Origin of the sequence: Thauera sedimentorum, from assembly GCF_014489115.1 — a bacterium.
Taxonomy (GTDB): Bacteria; Pseudomonadota; Gammaproteobacteria; order Burkholderiales; family Rhodocyclaceae; genus Pseudothauera; species Pseudothauera sedimentorum.
In genome coordinates this window covers 687,663-708,397 of record NZ_JACTAH010000001.1, presented here as the reverse complement: position 1 = coordinate 708,397, position 20,735 = coordinate 687,663, and the positions used below count along the sequence as shown (strand labels likewise).

The following is a 20,735-nucleotide window of genomic DNA, read 5'->3' as shown; positions in this document are numbered from 1 at the left end:
AATCACCCTCACTGCTAGAGTCCGTCTCAAGCTTTCGGCGAGAGGAAAAACCATGAATCCCCGGCCCCCCAGCAGTGTCACCCGACCCTCGACCGACAGCAGGATGCTGAGCGATCCGCCCCCCGCTGCACTTGCGATGCGGGGATTCGATACACGCGGATTCGCGTCTCCGGGCGCGACCGCAGGAGGGCCGAAGAAAATGGACCACACCACCCGCATCTCCCCCCCCGCGCGCACCGGACAGGTCAGCCTGGTCGGCGCCGGCCCGGGCGACGCCGAACTGCTTACCGTGCGCGCCGCGCGCCGCATCGCCGAAGCCGACGCGATCGTCTACGACCATCTGGTCGGCGACGGCATCCTCGAACTCGCGCGGGCGGACGCCCAGCGCATCTACGTCGGCAAGGAAGCGGGCAACCACGCGCTGCCCCAGGAGGAGATCAACCGCCTGCTGGTGAAGCTCGCCGGACAGGGGCTCAGCGTGGTCCGCCTCAAGGGCGGCGACCCCTTCATCTTCGGACGTGGCGGCGAAGAGATGCAGGAACTGGTCGAAGCCGGTATCGCCTGTGAGGTGGTGCCCGGCGTCACCGCCGCTTCCGGCATGGCCGCCTGTACCGGCATCCCGCTCACCCACCGCGACCACGCACAGACCCTGGTATTCACCACCGGCCACCTCAAGGACGGCACGGTGAACCTTGACTGGGAAGCGCTCGCCCGCCCACACCAGACCGTGGTCATCTACATGGGCCTGGGCGCGCTCGAGATCATCTGCAGCGAACTGATCGCCCACGGCCTGCCGGCCGACACCCCGGCCGCCGTGGTGCATGCGGCCAGCACCCCGCGCCAGCGCATGGTCACCAGCCCGATCCGCAGCCTGCCCGCCACCGTGCGCGCCGCCGGCCTGCGCACCCCGTCGCTGATCGTCATCGGCCCGGTGGTGGACCTGCACCACGTCCTCTGTCCGGCCACCGTGGAGGCCCTGGCGCTCACGGCCTGAACCGGCAGTTGAGCTATAATCCCGCCCGCGCCGGCATAGCTCAGTTGGTAGAGCAGCTGATTTGTAATCAGAAGGTCGTGGGTTCGATTCCTACTGTCGGCACCATGAAATCAAGCACTTAGGCCAACTCTTCGGGGTTGGCCTTTTTGCTTATCGGCGCGATGTAGCCACGGTGTAGCCAAATCCGGACGGTGTAGCCACGCAGCCGGCGAAGAAAAACCGCCTCGGGGGCGGTTGTCGGTGGGCAAGGTGCGATGGCGGTGCCTTTGCGCCTCCACCAGTTCCGGCACGCCATGCTCTACAGCGCGATGAGCGGCTTCCAGCGTCTTGCCGGAACCAAGGCCGACTTTGGCTGCGGCGATGTCGCGGGTCTTGCCGGATTCGTCCAAGGTGGAAATATTTCCACCTTGATCCGTCTTGCGGTGGCCTCCATGCCGCCCCTGCAACCGCTCCGCAATCGCAGGCGGCGCGGGTCTCGCCAGACGGTAGCTCCGGGCTATCTTCTGGCGGCTTTTGATTGCGTTTGAATATGGTGAAAAATTCCGCGCGCGAGTATGCGGGCGGTTTCCGGGGTCAGTTCCCCCAGACTTTCAACCCGCCCCCCGGTGCGTGATGCGCCAGGGCCGGCCGGGCTTCGGCGGTCGCAATTCGTACAGCTCAACCGTGGCAAGGTCGGTCGTGTGGATCTCCAGCCCCTTCCCGTGAATGCGCCAGGCCTTGCGGCCGTGCGGTTCAACCGTCAATCCCCGGCGCTCCGCCTCATCGCGTACAGCTTGGCGGCGCGCGTCATTCGTTCGTTGCATGATGGTGTCTCCGGTGTTGCCGGCCGCACTGGTTGGCACGGCCGGCGGCTGCGTTAGATGAGCGGGGCGCGCCAGTCGCGCGGCAGGCGGGCGGGTGCGCTGCCTCCCAGTCGGTTGAGGGCTTGCAGGATGCCGGCAGCCATTGCGTCGAGCTCAAGGGCCACAGCATCGGCGGCGACGGCTTCCCGGCGCATCGCATCGGCGCGTTCGGTCGCTTCGGCGCAGATGCGGGCCACCTCGCGCGCAAGACCTGCGTTCGTGGCTGGTGCGGCAGATCCAGCAAAGGCAGCTACCGTCTCGTATGTAGCCACTCCCGCAAGGTTCGCGGCACGCGCTGCCCATGCTCGGAACAGATGCAGTTGCGGGTCTGCTCCGGCCACGATGGAGGACTCCAGGGCGCGGTCGCGCTCGGTTGCACGGGTCGCACTCCACAGGGCTTCGCTGTTCGCGCGGTCGGCTTGCTGTTCGAGGTCGCGCACGCGGGCGCGGGCCTGGTCAAGCTCCTGACGAACGGCATGCGCTCGAGCAGCGAACTCCGCTTGCTCGGCATGCCACTGCGCACGGTAGGCGCGCCAGGCGTCGATTTGGGCCTGTCGGTCGGCCAGTTGGCCAGCCTCCAGCTCGCGCAGGGCTGCGGCAAAGGCGGGGGTTTTCGCCAGGGCTTCGATGGTGATGTTCTGCATGGTGTCAGTCCTCAAGTGCGGTTTCAGTCAAAAGCACGCGGCGTCCGTCTGCAAGCGTTACGATCACGCCATAGTCATTGGCGGCCATCTTCACGCTTGCAATCTCCCGCTCGACGCGGGCCTTGCGCTCGGCAGCGGTCGGCAGGTCAAGCGCAATACGCAGGATGTCGATTGCCCTCGTCGGGCCGTTCAGGTCGGTCTCTGTCATGGGTAAAGCTCCATCGGCGGCAGGGTCAGGGTTCGCTCGGCAGGGCCACCAGCCGGCCGGGCGATTTGGGTCAGTGCGGTCTAGGCGCGGTCGCGGGCCAGGCGGGCGTCGATGCATGCGTCCTCGGCCTCTTCGGCCAGGCGCGCAACCTGCGCAGCGTCGAGGCCGGTGCCGTCGGTCGCCTGCGCTGCGGCAAGGTCTGCCGGCCAGCATTCGCGGATCAGGTTGCGGGCTTCGGTAACTGCCCGGTACAAGGTCAGTTCATCCATGCGGGTGGTCTCCAGGGGTTCAGGGTGTTGGGCGCGGTCAGCCAGGCGATGCAGATCAAACCAGTTCTAGTTGCCCGCCCTCCAGGCCCGCATCGCTCGCTCCGGGGTTGGGCTGGCCGGCAGTTGGGTCGTAGGGCGCAGCTCCGGTCAGCAGAAGCGCAGCAGCCACGCGCAGCGGGTCGCCTTGCCCGGTATGGGCCTGCACCATCGCAGCCAGTAGCGCCAGCCGTTCGCGCTCGCGCTCGCAAGCTTTGGTGATCTCGTCGGCAGGCATGTAGCCAGCCATGCGCGCCAGCGCGTCCAGTTGCTCAGCGGCAAGAATTACCCAGTGCTCATCGGTGGCATCGGTCGGGCCAACGTCCTGTTTCAAGTGCCAGTGGCCGCTGTGATTTCGACAAATGCGCAGATCAAGAAAGGTTCGTTCCAACTTCATCGCTGAATCTCCGTACAGATGGTTAATCTAGATAGGTGACCCGTGGCGGGACGCTGCCCACCCGGAAAACGGGGGTTTTGTCCCGTGGCGGGACGAACTCGCCTATTTCGATGGTTTTGCGGGGTGCGTTCGTCCCGTGGCGGGACGTTTGGCAGGTACTTCGTCCCGTGGCGGGGCTACCGTTTGCGTTTTTCTGGCGCGTCGCCACACCGCAGGACTCGATTCGGTCGGGGCGTTCGCCAGCGCGCCGCCGTGCATCCAGTCGGTCATGCGGTAGCTGCCTGGTCCGACGTCCAACTTGCGCAGGTCGCAGTCGAGCGGAAAGAGGGTGACGGCGAACAGGCTGCAATCCAGCCGCGAACCCTGTCTCGTCAATGCCAGCAAACCGAACTCCAGCAACTCGCGCACGGCAGCGTTCAGGGTTTCCCGGCCAGACCAGCCACGAAGGCGCATCAGCTTTGGGGTGATGCTGATGTCCCCGTTGCGCGCCGCGTTCGGTCCGAGCATCGAAAGAACGTCCAGCAGTAGCTTTGCTGCGTGCGGCGACAGCTCCGCGCACGCTCTGCTGCGCGCGAACTCCAGCGGTAGCGGCAGCCAGGCGCCAGTTACTGCGATGCCGCGCTTTTTGCTCTCGCGTCCCATACATCACGCCAACCCCGAGCGCATCAGGACGGCGCGGGCGGCGCGCTTGGCCTCTGCTGTCAGGCGATACCATCCCACCTTGCAGGGGCGGCCGTCGCGGTCAGTGCGCGTTACCCGGTCGCAGGGGATGTCAAATCCTCGCTGGCGCAGGCGGAACACGATGTCCGGGCTGTTCGATGCGCCCACGGCTCGGTCAAGCTCTTCGCGAAAGGCTCCTTCGCGGTCAAGCAGGTGGCCTAGCAGGCGCAGCTCTCGGGGGTTGTCGGTGTAGAATCGGCGCTGTTCCAGGGCGCTCGGCATTCCTTCGGGGTGTCGGGCGTTTTTCATTGCGCGGCCTCCCCGGACAGCAGGCGTTCGACGTCCGCAGCAGGCCACGCCAGGAAGCGCGACGGCAACTTGTGCGGGCGGATGCCTGCATAGTGCCCATCCCGGCACACGGCGGCGCGCAGGGTCTGCGGGCGGATTTTCAGAAGCGCAGCGGCTTCTTCGGTGGAGTAGTTGCGCAGGACGGACGCATAGTCCGTGCGCTGGGTCTTGATAGCTTGGGCTTGCATTTCGTGGGCCTCCGTCGGTGATGACGGGTCTCACGATATGCAGCGGAATGCATGGGCTCGGGCTAGCGTCCTTGGCTTCCCGTTAGCGTCCCTAGCGTCCCTTTCTCGTCCTGTCGATACGCTTCGTCAGGGCTTCCATCGTCAGCTTTGCGGGCTTGCCGGTCGTGCCCCTTATCCAAATCACACCGTCGGGCGCTGGCTCCGAAATACAGCTATCCGGCTTGCCGGCGCGCTCCCTCAGCAGGGCCATAACCTTTGCCGGCTTTGCGGGCTCACCTTGCTGTTCTAGGCCGGCTCTCACGTCGTCAATCTCGATTTGAATGTCATCGTGACGGGTGCGCGCACTGTCTCCCGTTGCGGGCTCGGCCGTCTCTGTCGGCGTAGCACTTGGCGCGGTTGGTTCCTCGTCGGTTGCGAAGGCATCCGCAAGCGCATGCACGTCGAAGCCAATCACTCGGCAGTCATCTAGCACGGTTTCAAAATCGGGCTCCCCGTCGGCCAGCCATGCCTTATCGAATCTGCACACCATGCCGTCAATGAGTTCGCACCCCTCGAACGTACGCCAGGATGCGCGGCCGGTCGCGGCTAGTTGCTGGCAGGCCACTATCGGAAGGGTCGGAATTGCCCCCTTGGGTACGGTGTTTTCGGTCGGCTCACCCTGATTGCAGTAAATGCCGCCGTCGTGCTTCTGCACCTTCGCGCGGCTGTGGACAATCGCTCGCAGGGTTATTTCGCCTCGGGCGGCAGCACGCAGGAAGTCGGCGGCGGTCACTTCGGTTCCCGCATGCCTTGATGCCTCGCGGGCGGCCTCATTCAGCGTTAGCGGGTCGGTGTCGGTGATGCGGCCACCACGCCAGGGGCGGCAGGGTTCCAACCGTTCGAACATCGGCAGGCGGTATTTCATGCTCATTGTTTGCGCTCCATCGTGCGCCGCCATCGGTATGGGGTGCCGCCCCAGGCTGGCGATGGTGTCGGGCTTTTCTCCCCGTCGGGATAGGCGCGGCAGTGCTCGTTACATCAGGCCACGCTCAGCAAGCGATGTCGGGCGCGCAGGCTTGCCGATGATGAAATGGTCCAGCAGGCGAACGTCAACCAAGCTCAGCGCCTGCTTTAGCCCGCGCGTCATGGTTTCGTCTGCGATGCTTGGGTCGCTGTCGCCGCTCGGGTGATTGTGCGCCACGATTACGGCGGCGGCGTTCAGGTGCAGGGCGCGACGAACCACCTCACGAGGATAGACGCTCGTCTGCGTCAGCGTGCCCACGAACATGCATTCTGCCTTAATGGGGCGGTTTCTCGCGTCCAACCAGATGCACCAGAATTCCTCACGCTCCAGCCCGTCGAGACGCAAGCGCAGGTAGTCCCGGACAGCGTTCGGGTTGGTGAGTTCGGGCCGCGCGGCATCGTATCTGACGCGCTTCTCAAGGATACGCAGGGCGCGGGCAATGGTGCGGTCTTCCCGCTCGCGGCGGGCGGTACAATCGGCAGTAGCCATGATGCAATCCTCGGTTGCGTTGTGGTCAGGGGCGGCGCGGTGTTGGCGCACCACGCATGCCCCGCTCAATTGCCGGCAGCCGGCCGGCGGCGGTCTTGCTCGGTCAGGCGGCGCGCTCCAGGCGCACCACGGCGCGGCTTCCGGTGGCCTCGGCATAGCGGGCCAGCGTGCGCATGCTCGGCAGGGTGCGCCCACTTTCCAGGCGGGCGATGGTCGATTGCGTGGTGTGCATGCGCTCGGCAAGCTCGGCTTGCGTGAGGCCGGCGCGGGTGCGGGCGGCGATGAGTTCGCGGGCAAGGTCGAATTCCGGCGCTTGCGCGTCGTATTCGGCGCGGGCCTCGGGGTTCGCCAGGATGCGGGCCTTCAGGTCGGCAAGCTCAGTCATCGGTCAGGCTCCTAAGTCGCGCTTGGGCCGTTTCGATGGCCTTGCGCGGGGTTTTCTGGGTCTTCTTGGTGAAGACGTGCAGGACGGTCAGCCGTTGCCCGGTGCGGGCCACATAGACGGCGCGGGCGATGCCGTCGCGGCCGGTCATGCGCATTTCCCACAGCTTCCCTTCCAGCGGGCGGATATGCGGCATGCCTACCTTCTGCGGGCCGAAGGATTCCAGCAACTCCGCGATGTGCAGGAAGCGGGTCTGCATGTCGGTCGGCAGCGCCAGCAATTCGGCTTCGGCTTGCGGGATTACGGTAACGGTCCAATGTGTAGAGTATCGCATTATTGATATGTTCCCGCGTTGCTTGTCGTCAGGCGGCGCGCAGGCGTCGCACGTTCGCGGGTTGCTTCTCGGCCTGGCGGATGGCTTCTAGCCTTGCCTCCCAGGCCACCAGCGCGGCGCGCTTTTCGTTGGTGTATGCGTGCCGGTCGTAGTGCGCGGCCTGCACTCCGCTGATGCCGTGCGACAGCAGTTGCGCGCGGGTGTCCTTGCTGATGCCCAGACCGGCCAACATCGTCTCCACCGTGCGGCGGATGTCGCGCAGGGTGAAGTGTTCGCCACCGATAGCGGCGCAGATTTCGGCGGCGCGGTTGGATACCGTCTCGGGGTTCATTGCCACGCGGCCATGCGTCGAGAAAAGCCACAGGCCGGCCAGCTCGGGCGCTCTGCCTTCTGCCTTGGCGCGGTCTGTCTCTCGGGCCTTGGCGCGCTCCACAAGGCTGGCCACCATCCTGGCGGCGAGCGGTGCCAGCGGTAGCAGGTGTTCGCGCGGTTGCGTGCGCTTGCCCTTGCCATCCCACAGGCGAAGCGTTGCGGTGTCCTGGTCGAAGTCTCCAGCCTTGGCGCGCAACAGTTGGGCCATTCGTTGCCCTCCCGCATACAGCGCAAGCAGCAAAGCCACGTCGGCAAGCTCGGGGCCGGTTTCGTGCCCGATGCGCAGCAGGTGCCCAATATAGGCGCGCAGCTCGCCAGCGGATAGCGTGCGCTCGCCTCGCTGCACAGCAATTGCCGGGATGACGTCCACCGGGTTGTGTTCGATGCCGAAAGGAATCAAATCAGCAGGAAGGGCGGAATCGAAGGGCGCGCGCTTGGCGGTGTTGAATGCGGCGCTCAGGTAGCTGCGCAGGACTCCGGCGGCGCGCTCTTTGCCGGCCTCGCGCACCCTGCGCACCAGTGCAGCGATTTGGTGCGCGGTCACGGCGCGGGCCGGCGTGTCGGCAATCTCCGCATGCGGGAACACATGGCACTTGAAGGCAGAACGGGTCGAGGCGGCGCTTTTGGCTTTGCCGGCACGTTCTAGGCGGGCCACATACGCATTGCACAGGGCGCGCAGGGTGTAGCGGGACTGTCGCTCGGCTTCGCCCTTGGCGGCCTCTGCTGCGGCTCGCTTGGCCTCTGCGGCGGCAATGCGCTCGCGCTTCTGTTCGCGTGGGTCGGTGCCCTGGTCGACAAGGGTTTGCAGCCGGCGCGCTTCGGTGCGGGCGTCGTCCAGGTTCCAGGCGCGCACGTCGCCAATGGTCACGCGGATGGTGCGGCGGTCCAGCTTGCTCTCGAAGATAAAAGACTTCGCGCCAGCGGTGGCACGCACGGCAAGGCGCGGCGCTTCGGTGTCCCACAAAAAGGCTTGCTTCGCATCGTTGGAGCAGGTGAAGCGGCGGATTCGGTCAGGGGTCAGACGCTCGCGCTGCATGCTTTATGCCTCCCTCATTTTGGCTACACGGCGGCTCCGTGTAGCCACGGTGTAGCCAAATTCTAGCAACATCGCTCAACATGAATCAACCTTGTGATTCTTGTAGCCATCACATAATCAATGGTTTGAGGCATTTTTTCGGGGTCTTTCGGTGGGGTCGGCGTTGATGGAAATTGACGGAAAATCTGATTTGTAATCAGAAGGTCGTGGGTTCGATTCCTATTGCCGGCACCAAAAAAACAAGGGGTTGCATCGCTGCAACCCCTTGTCACTTGGGCCGGGCCATCACCGGGTTAGCATAGGGGCAACAGGTTAGCGTTGCTCCCCCCACGAATCGGCCAGCCCACACCGTTCCAACTCGGTTATCTTGGAACGACTCAGCGGGATCACACCGCCAGCGCCGTACACGAGATCAGGCGGAAGAGTCTGCAGTGACCTTCCGCCTGTGCTTAGCGCGTCCGCTCGACAAACGGGCCGACCAGGGAGGCTTCGCCCCCCCGGTGCGCGCCTGACTCAATATGTGGCCACGACGTTCAAGAACCAGCCTTTGCTGCGATACGACAGATCCGTAAGGTCGTCCGAGTAGGTGGTGAAGTTGTAGCCCAGGCCAAGCTTGACGTTCTTCCCGACGTGCCGATAGACCGCCAGCAATGCGCCAGCACGCGCATCCTTTGCTTCACGGGCGCGAAGCTTGCGCCACTCGACCACGGCATCCCATTCGCGCACGAAGTGCCAGTCTCCACGCAGCACCAGCAGATCTGCACGACTACGGAACCACTGGCTGTCCGGGTTGGTGTACCTGATCTCGCCCACCCTGACCCCGTACTTGAACCCCAGGGAGAACGTCGGGAACGCGTCCCAGATGGTGTCGATCGAGAACACGTGGCTGCGCTGCGAGTAGTCCGCATCGCGCCCGCTGGCCGACAGTTGCCCCGACGAAGGTACGTGCTGGAAGTTGGTGTACTTAACCAGCGTGTTCCAACGATCGTTGTCGATGGGCCGGTAGGCCGCGCCGATCACGACCTCACGGAAGTCGCCGTCCCAGAAGCTGCCGCGCGACCCGCTGCTCTGCGAGGCATTGAACTTGCCGATCAGACGCCAGGCGGGATCCATCTGATAGCCCAGGGTGTTGCGGGTCAGCCAGGTCCTACCGGTGCCCGTGGCGCTCCTGTCCTGCCTGAATTCGAGGGCACCAGCGTAACGGATGCGGTCATGGCTGTAGGCCACCGACATACCCACGGCACGTCTGCGCACATCCTCGGACAACGGCTCCTCGATGCGGCCGAACTCGAGCTTGAGACCGTAGGTCCAGCGATCATTGGGCGCGAGATCCACACCAAAGGCCTGCACAAGCCCCTGCGGACCGGCACCATGCGTGACCCGATTCTCACCGAACACGCGCACCTGCTCGCTTACCCGGAAGTCCGCGCCGGTTACCAGGCTGCCGTTTCGTCCGCGCCATGCGTAGTCGGTGCCTTCGGTTTCGAGCACGTAGTTGAGATAGGCATTGCTGCGGTCGGACACACGGTAGTCGATACCCAGCAGCCCTCCCGCACCTCCGTTGCCGCCGGATGCTTCGGCCTTCAGTCTCGCGCGGTCATTGAGCTGCAAGCCACCACCCACACCGACGCGGTTGTTGTCGCGGCGTTCGCCGGACTTCGCCAGCGTACCCTGCACAAAGCCGTATACATCCCAGTCGTCGCGCTCGCCTTCATTGCCGTCGTCCTTCAACGGACGGAAGCCCAGGCGGACGATCGCATCGGTCCGCTCGCCCTCCTCGGCCAGGCGCTCGCTGACGATCACGCCGGCCGTGCGGGTCTCTCGGGTATCGTTGCGCAATCCGATCCCCAGCGCCCACTCGTCGTCCAACTGGCGGTCCCAGCCAATCTCGACGTTGCGCCGTTCCTGCACCTCACCGCGCATCTGATCGGCCTTGACGCTCAGCTCGTCGCGCTCGCTGAGCTCGACGCTGGCACGCGCGCCGTACTGGGTCGCTTCCTCGCCGGCGATGGCGATCTGCCCCGGGCCGCTGTAGCCCGCATCCTTCTTCTGCCAATAGGCCGCAACCTCGCCCCTCGTGCTGTCGGTCACCTCGGCAAGATCCACGGTGGCCTCGACGCGCACCGCGTTTGCATTGCCGCCGCTGCTGGCCAGCGTATCCACCCCGAATCCGCCATCGGCGGACACCGTGGTCAGGCTGCCGGCGCCGGTCGAGCGTGCCATTTCGACTTCGAACGTAGTCCCCGGCGCGGCGCGGAACAGCAGATCCAGCCCGCCCAGGGACTGGCGCATGGCGTCCTCGCCCTGGCGGAAGCCGGTGAGACCGAGACGGAAATAGTCGTTCACCCAATGCGTAACGCGCAGACCGGCGGTCAGATTGTCCACCTGCTCCATGCCCGGCACGAACTCGTACGTGGCGACGAGGTAGAGGGGGTTTCCGTTGATCGCCGACGTGTAAACCTTGCCGCTGCCGCTACCGCTAGAGGGCAAGGGCTCACGCAACATCACGCGACCCTGCAGGTAGTTGATCTCGTAGTCGAGCGCAGGCGTCAGCTGCCGCCGCTCGATCACCAGCCCGGAATCCCTGTCGCGCATTTCGACCCAGATGCGCTCGGAACCCTGCGTGATGTCCTGATTGCGCAGGTAGTACAGCGAACCGCCCGTGCCACGGAATTCCTGCTGGGCGCCCAGCGTACCGGGATCGGCCGCGAAGACCTCGGCGCGCGTGCGGCGCTCGCCAAATCCGGTGGATTCCTCCGACACGAAGCGCCCGCGCGCGCCATAAAGGCCTCGCGAATACTGCACCAGCTCGCTACCGGTCCACGCGGTCTGGAAGTTGCCCCACATCACCTGGGAATCCCCGCGCTCCAGGCGCATGTAGAACTTGCCCTGGGTGGGTGCATCATCCACCGTGGTGCTGTCGTCGCCATAGACCGGGTAGTACGCGTCCGGGTCGATGTTGCGCAGCAGGTAGCGCGGATCCTTGGACGTGAAGTTGGTGAACAGGTGCTCCAGGGGCTGCTCGCGCGTATCGGCCGCCGCGGTCAGCAGCCACTCGCCCTTGATCCGGCCCTTGAGGTAGAACGCCCCGCGCCCGTCGATGTAGGTCTCGTTGCGGTAGCTCCGGTCATCGCCGGTGATCAGCTCCGCGTTGTCGCGGTGATTCAGCACGTTGCGGCCCACGGTAAGGTCCGCGATGGCGACATAGAACCAATCGTCAGTGGGGATCGATACGTTTCGCCGGAACTTCGCAACGGCGCCGTCGGCACCGGTCAGTTGCACCTCCACGCCGTGTGGGCCGGCAGGAAGTATCTGGCGCTCTACGAAACGGCCGTTGTCACCCAACGGAACGTTCATGCCGAGCGCACGCACCGTGCTGCCCGGCGCCACGTTGCGCCCGCTCACGGTGATGGTGCCGCCACGCACCGGAATGTTGCGCAATGACAGCGCGTTCTCGCCCCAACCCACCCGCGCCTCGCGCACTTCCGACTGGAGGTCATCGAGTTCGCGCTGATACGCCACCACCGTGAGTGTCTTCTCCGCGGTTTCGTCGAAACGCCCCTGCTCGTCATACACTCGCAGGACATAGCGGTAGCCGTCGGTCGATCCCACCGGTACCGTCCACTCGGCCGACTCACCCCAGGTCAACGGGACCACTGCCAACGGCGTGCCTGACGGGCGCACCTCGTGCCTGAAGATGCGAACCTCCGCCTTGCGGATCCAGGCGACGTAATTGGCCCAACCGGCAAAGCGTACAGTCTGGCCCTGCAGCGCCGCGTCGCGCTCGCTCCAGACATTGAGCGCAGGATTCGCCGCCAGATCGTCGTATTTCACCTGGATGTCGGCCGCAGCCAGCGCCACGTCGACGCAACGCTGGCGGTCCGCTTCGTTCGCCCCTTCGCTGCTCACCAGCGGTTCGCCGTCCACCGTAATGCGGAAGGGCAGATCGACCGAACCTATCGCATCGCACGGACCGCTTGCTGCGGGAGCTGGCGGTGCGGCCACCCGCTGCACGTACCAGGCGGAAACTTCCACCCGGCGATTCTGCGCACGACCTTCCTCATTGATATTGCTCGCCACCGGACGCAAATCGCCGTAGCCGGTCACCGAAACGGCTTCCGCCGGCAATCCGAGCGCCTCGCGCAGATACTGCGCCACCACCAGCGCACGCGCTTCCGACAAACCTTGGTTGTCGCCAAACGCTACACGGGTTGCGGGGGCAAGACTCTGCATATCAGCATGGCCATCCACACTCAGGCGCAACTGCTCCTTGCCGCGCAAACGCCCGGCAAGCGCGTCGAGCGAGGCACGCGTGTCCGGCAGCAGTTCTGCCCGGCCGGACTCGAACAGCGCTCCCACGACCGACTCGGACAGTGTTTCCTGCGCCTGCGGCACTCCCTCCGGACGTTCGGCGGCCAGCATCGCGGCCGCATCGCCCACCGTCACACTGGATGGCATCTCGTACTTCAATACCGGTACGCGCTCCACCTGAGCGGCCAGCGCACGCGCTTCCTTGCGCGCGTTGTCCACCCGCTTGCCCTGCGAGGCCTCCGCCGACTGCTGTCCGCCCATGGACTGAGCGGACGACAGTGCAGCCAGCGCGGCGATCGTCGCCACCACGGAGCGCTTGAGATTCGTTGAGCGGTTCATTGCTGGGCTCCTTCCGCGCGCACCGCGACGCCGATGATTTCCTGTTCCACAATCAGAGGCGGCTTGTCCTTGTCCTCCCTCTCGTCATCCGGTTCTTCTTCCCGGTACAGCTTCAGCAGCAATGCTCCCAAGGCATCCAGGCGCTCCTGGGCCAAGTCGGCATCGTCTTCCCCTGCCACGTAGGCCAGACGAGCCACGCTCGGACGCTGCCAGAGCTGCGGTGCCAGCGCACGCAAGCTATCCACCCACTCGGAACGCAGCGCATCACCGTCCCAAGCCCGACCATCGACCTCGATGCGATACACCACATGGATGGTCGCTCCGAAGTTGAGCTTGCTCATCTTGCCGCGCGTCAGGCGCACGTCCCGCGGGTTCTCGGTGGTCACCCGGAAGCCGGAGGGCAGCGTGCGCTCGTCGAGTTTCATGACGAAGTTGCTGCCGCGATCCGCGTTGGGCACCGCTGCGCAGGGCACGTGGAAGCGTCCTTCGGCATCGGTGGTCACCAGCAGGCCACGGGCGGTGGCGAGACGGACGTTCGGAATACCCGGCTCGCCATCGTCCTGATAGCCGTTGGCGTTGCGGTCGTCGAACACCTTGCCGATGATCTCGGCGCAGTCGAACACCGGATCGGGAATGATCCGCACCACCGCATTGGCGACGTTGGAGATGCGTGCGGACAGGAGTGCCGACCAGGTCTGGTTGGTGTACTCGCCTTCGCCGACGCCCGCGCCGACCACCAGGACCACACGGAAGGTCTTTTCCTCGCCCGGTGCGAAATCCATACCGCGCCAGGCCAGTTCCCGCCCATTTGCATCGGTATCCACCGCGACGAAGTTCTCGCTGCCGCCGTGGCGCACGCTGGCACTGTCACGCCGGTACTGGAAGCCCGGAGGCATCAGGTCGCGCACCGTGACATCGGTCAGAGCGTCGCTGAGGGTGTTGCGCGCGGTGATCACGTAGGGCACCAGACCACCCTTGCCAACGTTGACCAGCGGCGTGGTCTTGGTCATCGAGATGGCGCCGGTCATCGGATCCAGCGGAATGTGGTTGTTCACCAGGTCCGCAGAACTGCCGTCGAGCATGATGCTGAAGTAGTACTGAGTACTCTGCATTCCGCCCGGCAAGCCGGCGCTACTCGCCGGGCACGCGACGGGGTCGTGCAGCGGCGCGGAGAGCGCCGGCGCGAACTGACTTTCATGCACCAGTGCCGGGTCCGGTGTCGCCCCGACCTGCAGCGTGGCCGAGCAGGCAGGAATCCGTGAGGACGGCGCCGGCAGGTAGCCTGGCGGCGAGATCACCGTGAGCGTATAGACACCGGCCGGGGCTCCAGGCACCAGCAGGAACTGGTAGTAACCGTCCGGCCCGGTGGTCTGGCTCACCAGCCCACCCAACACATGCTCGGGCAGGAAACCCGGCGGTCCGCTGATGGAGACCACCGCACCTTCCACCGGCTCGCGCGACTCCGAGTCGTACACCACACCGGACGGATCCAGCGGCAAGCTCTGCTCCGGCGTGTTGGTGCCCGGACGTAGAGTGATGCCCTGCAGGTTGCCATGGGTGTTCGTTGCCCCGCCGTGGTTGTTCTCCGGATGCATCACTCCTTGATCGAAGGACAAGCCCTTCTCGTTGGGCACCGCTCGTCCATAGACCACGCCCGTATGCGGGTCGCGGAAACGCACCTCGTAGCCACCCCCCGGCGGCAGGTCGGTGAAGATGTAGTGGCCGTCGGTATCGCTTATGCGGGTGTCGATAAGCGCCCCGTTGCGCAGCAGTTCCACGGTCCAGCCGGGCAGGCGCGGTTCGTCAGGATCGAGTACGCGATCGTGGTCGAGATCGCGCCACACGTGGCCCTCGAGCGAGGAGCGCTCACCGGTCACCGGTGTCGGGTCCTCTACACGGTTGTTGCCCGTAGCCGAGGGCGGCTCTCCTCCGCCGGAGATGGTGGCGACGTTCACCACCACCTGGCCGGCCAGATGATCGGCCACCGTCACCGGCACGGTGATCGGCGCACCTTGCCCCTGCGGCGTGATCACGGCCGCGCTGCGGCAGGTGATGAGCGAGCCGCTCACCGCGCAGTTCCAGCCGCTGCCCGACGGCACACCCGCAAGGGCAAGGCCCGCGGGCAGCGTATCGACTACCGTAATCTGACCGCTGGTTGCGGTAGCTCCGATGTTGCTGGGTACCAGCGTGTAGACGCCGGTATCCCCGGAGGAGAACATGTCCGGCTGATGAGTCTTGGCGATCACCAGATCCGGCTGGATGACGACCGGTGCAAGAATCTCCGCGAACAGGTTGTTGGCAGAGACGCTCACGCCCCCCGCCAGGACGATTCCCTCGATGCGGCTGGGCGCCACTTGGCGCGCAGTGGGTGTGCCCCCGGCGGAGCCCGCGGTGGTAATGCCGTTGAGCGTGCCCGGCGGCTGGTTGGGCTGTGTCAGCGTGTAGCCGCCAAGGTCGCTTTCGGGCAGACCGGTGAACACGAAGCTGCCATCGGCGGTCGTGATGGCCGTGCGATCCACCGGATTCCCGTTGACATCGCTGCCCGTCAGGCGGACGGTCTGCCCGCCAATGCCGGCATCCGGCCCGTTTGCGACCCCATTGTCGTCATTGTCGAGGAACACGCGGCCATACACGCTACGCCCGGCGGGAATCTCGGCAAAGTCGTTACCCACGGAGCTCTCGCCCGACGCCAGTACGATGCCCTCGATCAGGCTGGTCTGACCTGCCGTATTCGGATTGCTCGGCGCGCCCGGGGTCGTGCTGCCGGTTCCAGCAATGGTCTGCCCGTTGGCCGTGCCCGCTGCTTGGTCCGGCTGCACCACTCGGTAGGTACCGGGCAACAACTGCGCAAATGCGTAGCTGCCGTCTGCCGCGGTAACCAAAGATCCGGCAGCCACCCACATCGCACCCTGCTGGCGCTGTAGCAACACGGTCTGGCCGCCAAGGGCCGGTTCGGAACCCTGTTGGGTGCCGTTGTTGTTCACATCGAGGAAGACCTTGCCGGAGATGCCCGCGAACGCCAGCTCACCGAAGTTGTTGTCCGTCGACAGCATCGGCGTGACACCCGCACCGCTCAATACGATGGACGAGATCGCGCTGGGCACAACTGCCGGCCCGGTGGCACTGCCTCCCTGACTGCCCGGCGTGGTCTGTCCGCTCGTCGTGTTGGCCGGCTGGTTGGGTTGGCGCACCTCGTAGGTGCCGTCGGGCAGCTCAAGGAAAGCGTAGTTGCCCAGACTGTCGGTAACGGTGCTCTGATACAGGCTGCCGTTTCGCCATAGTTCGATGGACTGTGCGGATACGCCCGGTTCTACGGCGCCCACCAGACCGTTGTCGTCATGGTCCATGTACACCTTGCCGGTGATCGCATGGTTGGTGCTGACGGCCAGGATCGCCGTGGCGGGTTCCGGGTTGGGACCCGCGCTGGTGTTCAGGCCACCCGCGGGAATCTGGTTGCTGTACTGACCGGATACCGTGGCCGTGACATCGACGACGATCACGCACCCACCGGCGGGAATGCTCGCTCCACTGGCATAGCGCACGCGGGTGTTGGCACCGGCACCGGAGTTCTGCAGGGAAACCTGTCCAACCGTGCAACTGGTCAGGGCGTTGTCGATGGCGGTGGCGGTCATCGCCCCCGGCGACTGCGGCAGGTCATCGTCCAGATTGGCGCTCAGGGTAATCGGCGCGGCATTGTCGTTGCCAAGCACGATGCGCAGCTTGGCAGTACCACCGCTGGCGATCTGCACCGGATCGAAGGACTTGCCCAGGGTCGGCGGCTCGGTGACGACGAACTGGTCCTGTGCGGAGTTGGTATTTGTCACCCCTTCAGCGCTGTACACCGCCGACTCGGGAATCGCGTTTACATAGGTCCCCGGCTCGTTGCTCAAGACATCGGCGGAGAAGGTGCAGCTTCCGCCGTTGGCCGCCAGGGTCGCGCCCGTCAACCGGATGTAGTCTCCCGACGGCGCTGCGGTCACCACCCCGTTCACGCCGCTCGTGCAGTTGACCGTTGGGTTCGGTGCCGTGGTGTTGAATACGCTGTCGGGGTAGGTATCGATGAGCCGGACGTCGGTCACCGGCACCGGATTGGGGTTGGTGACGGTAATCGTCAGGCGGTTGGCCTGGTTCACCAGGCGCGTAGGGTTGGCAAAGCTCTTGGTGACCGTCAGCGGATCACGCACGGTCAGCGTTCCGGAAGCCGGCGGCCCCGGCGGAATCAGGTTGGGCTCCTCTCCCGCCGTCACGGTGCCGGGCGGTAGCTCGTTGGTGTACGTGCCGGCCACAGCTGCGGTCATGTCCAACGTCAGCAGGCAAACCGCATTGGGCGCTACGCTCCCGCCGCTGAGTGTGACCTGTGTCGGCGTCACGTTGAGCGTGCCACCGCAGGTGGTGTTCGCGTTGTGCGGCGTGGCCGGCACAAGACCGGCCGGCAGATTGTCAGTGATCTGCAGGTTGGTCAGTTGGATGTTGCCCTGGTTGACGACCCGGATGGTCATCAACGAAGCCTCTCCGGGCGCCACGGTCGCTGGCGAGAAGGACTTGTCCACCCCGGCGCTTGCCACCGTTCCCAGGTTGGCGGGGAAGGTATTGGTGTTGCTTACATTCTGATCATTGATCAACCAACCCGGTTGAACGGTATTGGTATGCGTACCCGTCCGGTTGAGTGCAACCCTGACGCTGATCTGGCAGGTGGCCCCCGCACCCAGGCTGGCACCGGACAGCGCCACCTGATTGCTGCCTGGAACCGCGCTCACCACCCCCCCCGGGCAGGTCGTGCTGGCTTGCGGCAAGGCGGCCACCTCGATGGCCTCGGGCATGTCGTCCACCAAGCCGACGCCGGTCAGGTTGACCGTCCCCACAGCCGTATTGTCGATGGTGATCGCCAGCAGCGACGTCTCGCCCAGGGTGTTTAGCGAGGCGGGCGTAAAGCTCTTCTGCACGAAGGGCACACCCGTACCGCCCAGCTTGGTGAGCGTTGCGCTGCTCGGCGTGTTGGAGGTCAGCCCCCCGTCGGCGGTGACCGCACCGGGCGGCAGGGTATTGACGCTGGCCGCGCCCCCCAAGGAACCGTCGGTCACGACATTGAAGGAGAAGGTGCAGGACGTGCCCGCGGGCACCTGCGCTCCGCTGAGTTGAGCTTGATCCGCGCCCGCCACCGCGGTGATCGCAACCGGGCCGGCGCAGGTCGTGCTCGCCGCCGGCGTGTCCGCGACGAGCAGGCCGGTGCCAGCCAGCGGATCGTCGATACGCAAACCGGTGAGCGCGGCACTGCCGTTGTTGCTTACGGCGATGGTGACCCGGGAGACGCCTCCGCTCTGCGCCACGGTCGTTGGCGAGAAGCTCTTGGCGACGCTGAAGGTGGGCGTGACCGTGAGCGTGGCATTGGCAGGGCTTGCGGGCTCCACGTCGCGGTTGTCACGCGTGTCGGTCGCATCCACGCTTGCCGGAGGAATCACGTTCGCATAGCTGCCGGCGACGGCGGCGACCACGTTGACGCTGACCCGGCACAGGTTGCGCGCCGGCACGCTCAGGCCGCTGACGCGGAACAGCGCCCGGTCATTGAGGTACTCGTACACCGGTGTTCCGCCGCACGTGCTGGATGCTCCGGGCAGCGGCGCCACCACCAGCCCAGCGGGCAGTGCATCCTCCACACTCGCGTTGTTCAGCGCCCAGAAACCGTTGTTGTTGAGCGTGATGGTCAACACCGAAACCTGTCCCTGGGTCACCGTGCTCGGGGAGAAACCCTTGCTGACGACCAGGTGCTGGGCATTGGCGGAACCCGCAACGGTGACGGACGCGTTCTGCCCGCCAGTCTGGATCTGGCAATCTGCGCCGCCCCCGTCGCAGTCGATACCGAAATTGGGCGACGCACTCAGATCGTTCGAGATATTGGTTCCGGCCGGCCAGGTATCCGGGACCAGCGCCCAGAAGCGTACATAGCATTCGCCGTGCTGGGCACCGCTGCCGGCGGGGACGGTAAGCCCCGAGAAGACCGCCGTCGTCGCTCCATTTGCCGGCAGCACGGGCGTGCCCGCACACGTCGTCAGCGCGTCGAAACCACCTGGCGTCGCGCTGCTTGCCACTTGCAGCTGCGCGCCGCCGGCCTGCGGCAGCACGTCGGTCACGCTCACGCCTGTCACCGGAGCGGCAGAGTAGTTGCGCAGGTTGATCTGGAAACGGACCAGGTCCCCGGCGGCGATACCGGTCACAGCAAGTGACTCACCGCCCGGGCCGGCAATGCTCTTGTGGATGGTGAACTCGTTGTAGACCGTGACCTGATCACTGGCGCTTCCCGTCGTCCCACTGATCGGGCTTCCGTCGACGGTCTGCGACCAGTCGGCCCCGGCAATCGTGTTGGTGTAGGGGATGCTGTTGCCACCACCGTCGATGTTCGAGTCGCTCGCCTGAACATCCACGTCGATGCGGCAGGTCTGCCCCGCACCGACGGTACCGCCCGCGAGACTGACGACGGTCCCGCCTGACACGGCCGACGGCGGAACGCCGCAATCGGTCGCGCTGAGACCATTGGGCGTGGAGACCACCATGCCAGCAGGCAGGTTGTCGGTAAACGCGATCGCCGCCGGATTGGCAGAGCGGTTTGCTAGCTCGATCCGCATGCGCACCGGCTGGTCGGGCCGCACGCTGTCGTACTGAAAACTCTTGGTCAGCGTAACCGGCGACTGAACGGTGATGTTGGCGCTCGCGGCCGAATGAGGCATGCCCCGATCATTGATGACCGAGTTCGCCGGCACGGTGTTGGTGTTGGTCGAGGTATTGCCGTTCGCGGCATTGCCGCGCACGGGCCAGGTCACCGTACACGACTGCCCTGGGTTGAGCGTGGGTGGCGTAGTCAGCGAAATCGTCACCGACCCGGATGTGCCGCTTGCCGTACCGGCGCCACACGTACCTCCGGTCGCCGTACCGGTTGCGGTCACGTTGGCGGGCAAACTCTCGGTGAGCTGCGTGATACGGGTTTCCCGGGGCCTGCCGGCGGGATTCGTGACGGTAATGGTGATGGTGCTGGGCTCGCCCATGCGAATGGTCGAGGGACTGAACCCCTTGGTCACCGACAACGTGCCCAGCGAACCGACGCTCAGACCGATCGATGCAGGATTTGCATTGGATACCGGCAGCCCCCCCTCGCTGCCCGAAAACAGACCGGCGGCCACGGCAGTCGTGTAGGAGGTGGTCGATGGCGGATTGACGTCGATCAATACATCGACATCCACGTGGCAGGATCCGTTGGTTCCGCCGGACGCGGCAGGGATGGTCGCCCCTGTGAACGACACGGCACGTGTTCCAGGTGCGGCGGTAACCGCAGCGCCGCAGGTGCCGCTCACTCCATTGGGGTTGGCAATTTCGAACTCCGCCGGCAGTACGTCCGAGGAACTCAACTCACCACTGGTCACATCGACCAGGGCGGAGTTGAGCATCGTGATCCTCAGGGTCCGCACATCACCGCGGTAGGCGATGGCGCTGTTGAGGTATTCGGTTGTCAGAGTGACCTCCGCCAGTGCTGCGGGCGCGGTCAACCCAAGCATGAAGGCCAGCATCGCCTTCGAAAGATGCCTGTTCGCACCAGGGACCAGCGTCCGCAGCAGGCTGCCGAGTCTCCCGCCTTCAACGCCCTTGCCAGACCAAACTGCCTTCCGTTCCATGCGCACCCCTACCCTTTTGATCAAGCACGGCAGTGCTGCGTCGGGAGCGTTCACCCGTCCATTGGGCGAAATGACGCTCCGTTTGCACACTGCGCGCTGATTCCTGCCGATCGAAACAAAGCCTCTTCAGGAGGCGTTCGGGGGGGCAATGTAGGGGCATACCGCCGTCCTATCAGTCACATTTGCTCACGTCTCTCACGCCAACCTCACATCGCTACGGTT

Annotated in this window: 16 protein-coding genes, 2 tRNA genes and 1 pseudogene; 4 read left to right on the top strand and 15 right to left on the bottom strand. The window is 65.3% G+C overall.

The features are described 5' to 3' along the window. The first annotated feature begins 199 nt into the window (after positions 1-199). The 3 genes from cobA (at position 200) to IAI53_RS03180 (ending at position 1,521) form a co-directional block, all read left to right on the top strand. Positions 200-994, top strand: a complete 795-nt coding sequence (gene cobA / locus IAI53_RS03190) for a uroporphyrinogen-III C-methyltransferase (protein WP_222948150.1) — start codon at positions 200-202, stop codon at positions 992-994. A gap of 29 nt (positions 995-1,023) precedes the next feature. After that, a tRNA-Thr gene (locus IAI53_RS03185) sits at positions 1,024-1,099 on the top strand. A gap of 149 nt (positions 1,100-1,248) precedes the next feature. Further along, positions 1,249-1,521, top strand: coding sequence for a hypothetical protein (locus tag IAI53_RS03180; RefSeq protein WP_187716694.1), 273 nt, complete (start codon positions 1,249-1,251; stop codon positions 1,519-1,521). A gap of 63 nt (positions 1,522-1,584) precedes the next feature. Here IAI53_RS03180 and IAI53_RS03175 read toward each other — a convergent pair whose 3' ends face one another. From IAI53_RS03175 to IAI53_RS03115, 13 genes and pseudogenes are all read right to left on the bottom strand, one after another. Then, complete coding sequence (locus IAI53_RS03175) at positions 1,585-1,797, bottom strand: hypothetical protein (RefSeq protein WP_187716693.1); 213 nt, start codon at positions 1,795-1,797, stop codon at positions 1,585-1,587. Between the two features lie 53 nt (positions 1,798-1,850). Then, positions 1,851-2,480 (bottom strand): hypothetical protein, encoded by a 630-nt coding sequence (locus IAI53_RS03170; RefSeq protein WP_187716692.1) that lies wholly within the window; start codon positions 2,478-2,480, stop codon positions 1,851-1,853. A gap of 4 nt (positions 2,481-2,484) precedes the next feature. Continuing rightward, complete coding sequence (locus IAI53_RS03165; protein WP_187716691.1) at positions 2,485-2,688, bottom strand: hypothetical protein; 204 nt, start codon at positions 2,686-2,688, stop codon at positions 2,485-2,487. Between the two features lie 80 nt (positions 2,689-2,768). Beyond that, positions 2,769-2,957, bottom strand: coding sequence for a hypothetical protein (locus tag IAI53_RS03160; RefSeq protein WP_187716690.1), 189 nt, complete (start codon positions 2,955-2,957; stop codon positions 2,769-2,771). Positions 2,958-3,012: 55 nt separating this feature from the next. Continuing rightward, complete coding sequence (locus IAI53_RS03155; RefSeq protein WP_187716689.1) at positions 3,013-3,390, bottom strand: hypothetical protein; 378 nt, start codon at positions 3,388-3,390, stop codon at positions 3,013-3,015. A gap of 102 nt (positions 3,391-3,492) precedes the next feature. After that, the gene (locus tag IAI53_RS03150) at positions 3,493-4,032 is read right to left on the bottom strand and encodes a hypothetical protein (RefSeq protein ID WP_187716688.1); all 540 of its coding nucleotides are present in this window, start codon (positions 4,030-4,032) and stop codon (positions 3,493-3,495) included. Positions 4,033-4,035: 3 nt separating this feature from the next. Further along, positions 4,036-4,359, bottom strand: a complete 324-nt coding sequence (locus tag IAI53_RS03145) for a hypothetical protein (RefSeq protein WP_187716687.1) — start codon at positions 4,357-4,359, stop codon at positions 4,036-4,038. After that, complete coding sequence (locus IAI53_RS03140) at positions 4,356-4,586, bottom strand: MerR family transcriptional regulator (RefSeq protein WP_187716686.1); 231 nt, start codon at positions 4,584-4,586, stop codon at positions 4,356-4,358. Before IAI53_RS03140 ends, IAI53_RS03145 begins: the two co-directional genes overlap by 4 nt. A 91-nt stretch (positions 4,587-4,677) precedes the next feature. Beyond that, positions 4,678-5,496, bottom strand: a complete 819-nt coding sequence (locus IAI53_RS03135) for a hypothetical protein (RefSeq protein ID WP_187716685.1) — start codon at positions 5,494-5,496, stop codon at positions 4,678-4,680. A 102-nt stretch (positions 5,497-5,598) separates the two neighbouring features. Next, positions 5,599-5,964, bottom strand: a pseudogene (locus tag IAI53_RS03130) (JAB domain-containing protein); the annotation flags it as partial. A gap of 217 nt (positions 5,965-6,181) precedes the next feature. Beyond that, positions 6,182-6,463, bottom strand: coding sequence for a helix-turn-helix transcriptional regulator (locus IAI53_RS03125; RefSeq protein ID WP_187716683.1), 282 nt, complete (start codon positions 6,461-6,463; stop codon positions 6,182-6,184). Continuing rightward, complete coding sequence (locus IAI53_RS03120; protein WP_262407726.1) at positions 6,456-6,740, bottom strand: type II toxin-antitoxin system RelE/ParE family toxin; 285 nt, start codon at positions 6,738-6,740, stop codon at positions 6,456-6,458. The genes IAI53_RS03125 and IAI53_RS03120 overlap by 8 nt, the downstream gene beginning before the upstream one ends. 82 nt (positions 6,741-6,822) lie before the next feature. Beyond that, positions 6,823-8,202, bottom strand: coding sequence for a tyrosine-type recombinase/integrase (locus tag IAI53_RS03115; protein WP_187716681.1), 1,380 nt, complete (start codon positions 8,200-8,202; stop codon positions 6,823-6,825). Positions 8,203-8,358: 156 nt separating this feature from the next. On the opposite strand from IAI53_RS03115, the gene IAI53_RS03110 reads away from it, so the two are divergent. Continuing rightward, a tRNA-OTHER gene (locus IAI53_RS03110) sits at positions 8,359-8,436 on the top strand. Between the two features lie 279 nt (positions 8,437-8,715). Here the strand turns inward: IAI53_RS03110 and IAI53_RS03105 are convergent. Both IAI53_RS03105 and IAI53_RS03100 read right to left on the bottom strand, forming a co-directional pair. Further along, a complete protein-coding gene (locus IAI53_RS03105) occupies positions 8,716-12,852 on the bottom strand; it encodes an OmpA family protein (RefSeq protein ID WP_187716680.1) in 4,137 nt (1,378 codons plus the stop codon). Further along, on the bottom strand, positions 12,849-20,537 hold the full coding sequence (locus IAI53_RS03100) for a DUF7933 domain-containing protein (protein WP_187716679.1): 7,689 nt from the start codon (positions 20,535-20,537) through the stop codon (positions 12,849-12,851). Before IAI53_RS03100 ends, IAI53_RS03105 begins: the two co-directional genes overlap by 4 nt. Between the last annotated feature and the right edge of the window lie 198 nt (positions 20,538-20,735).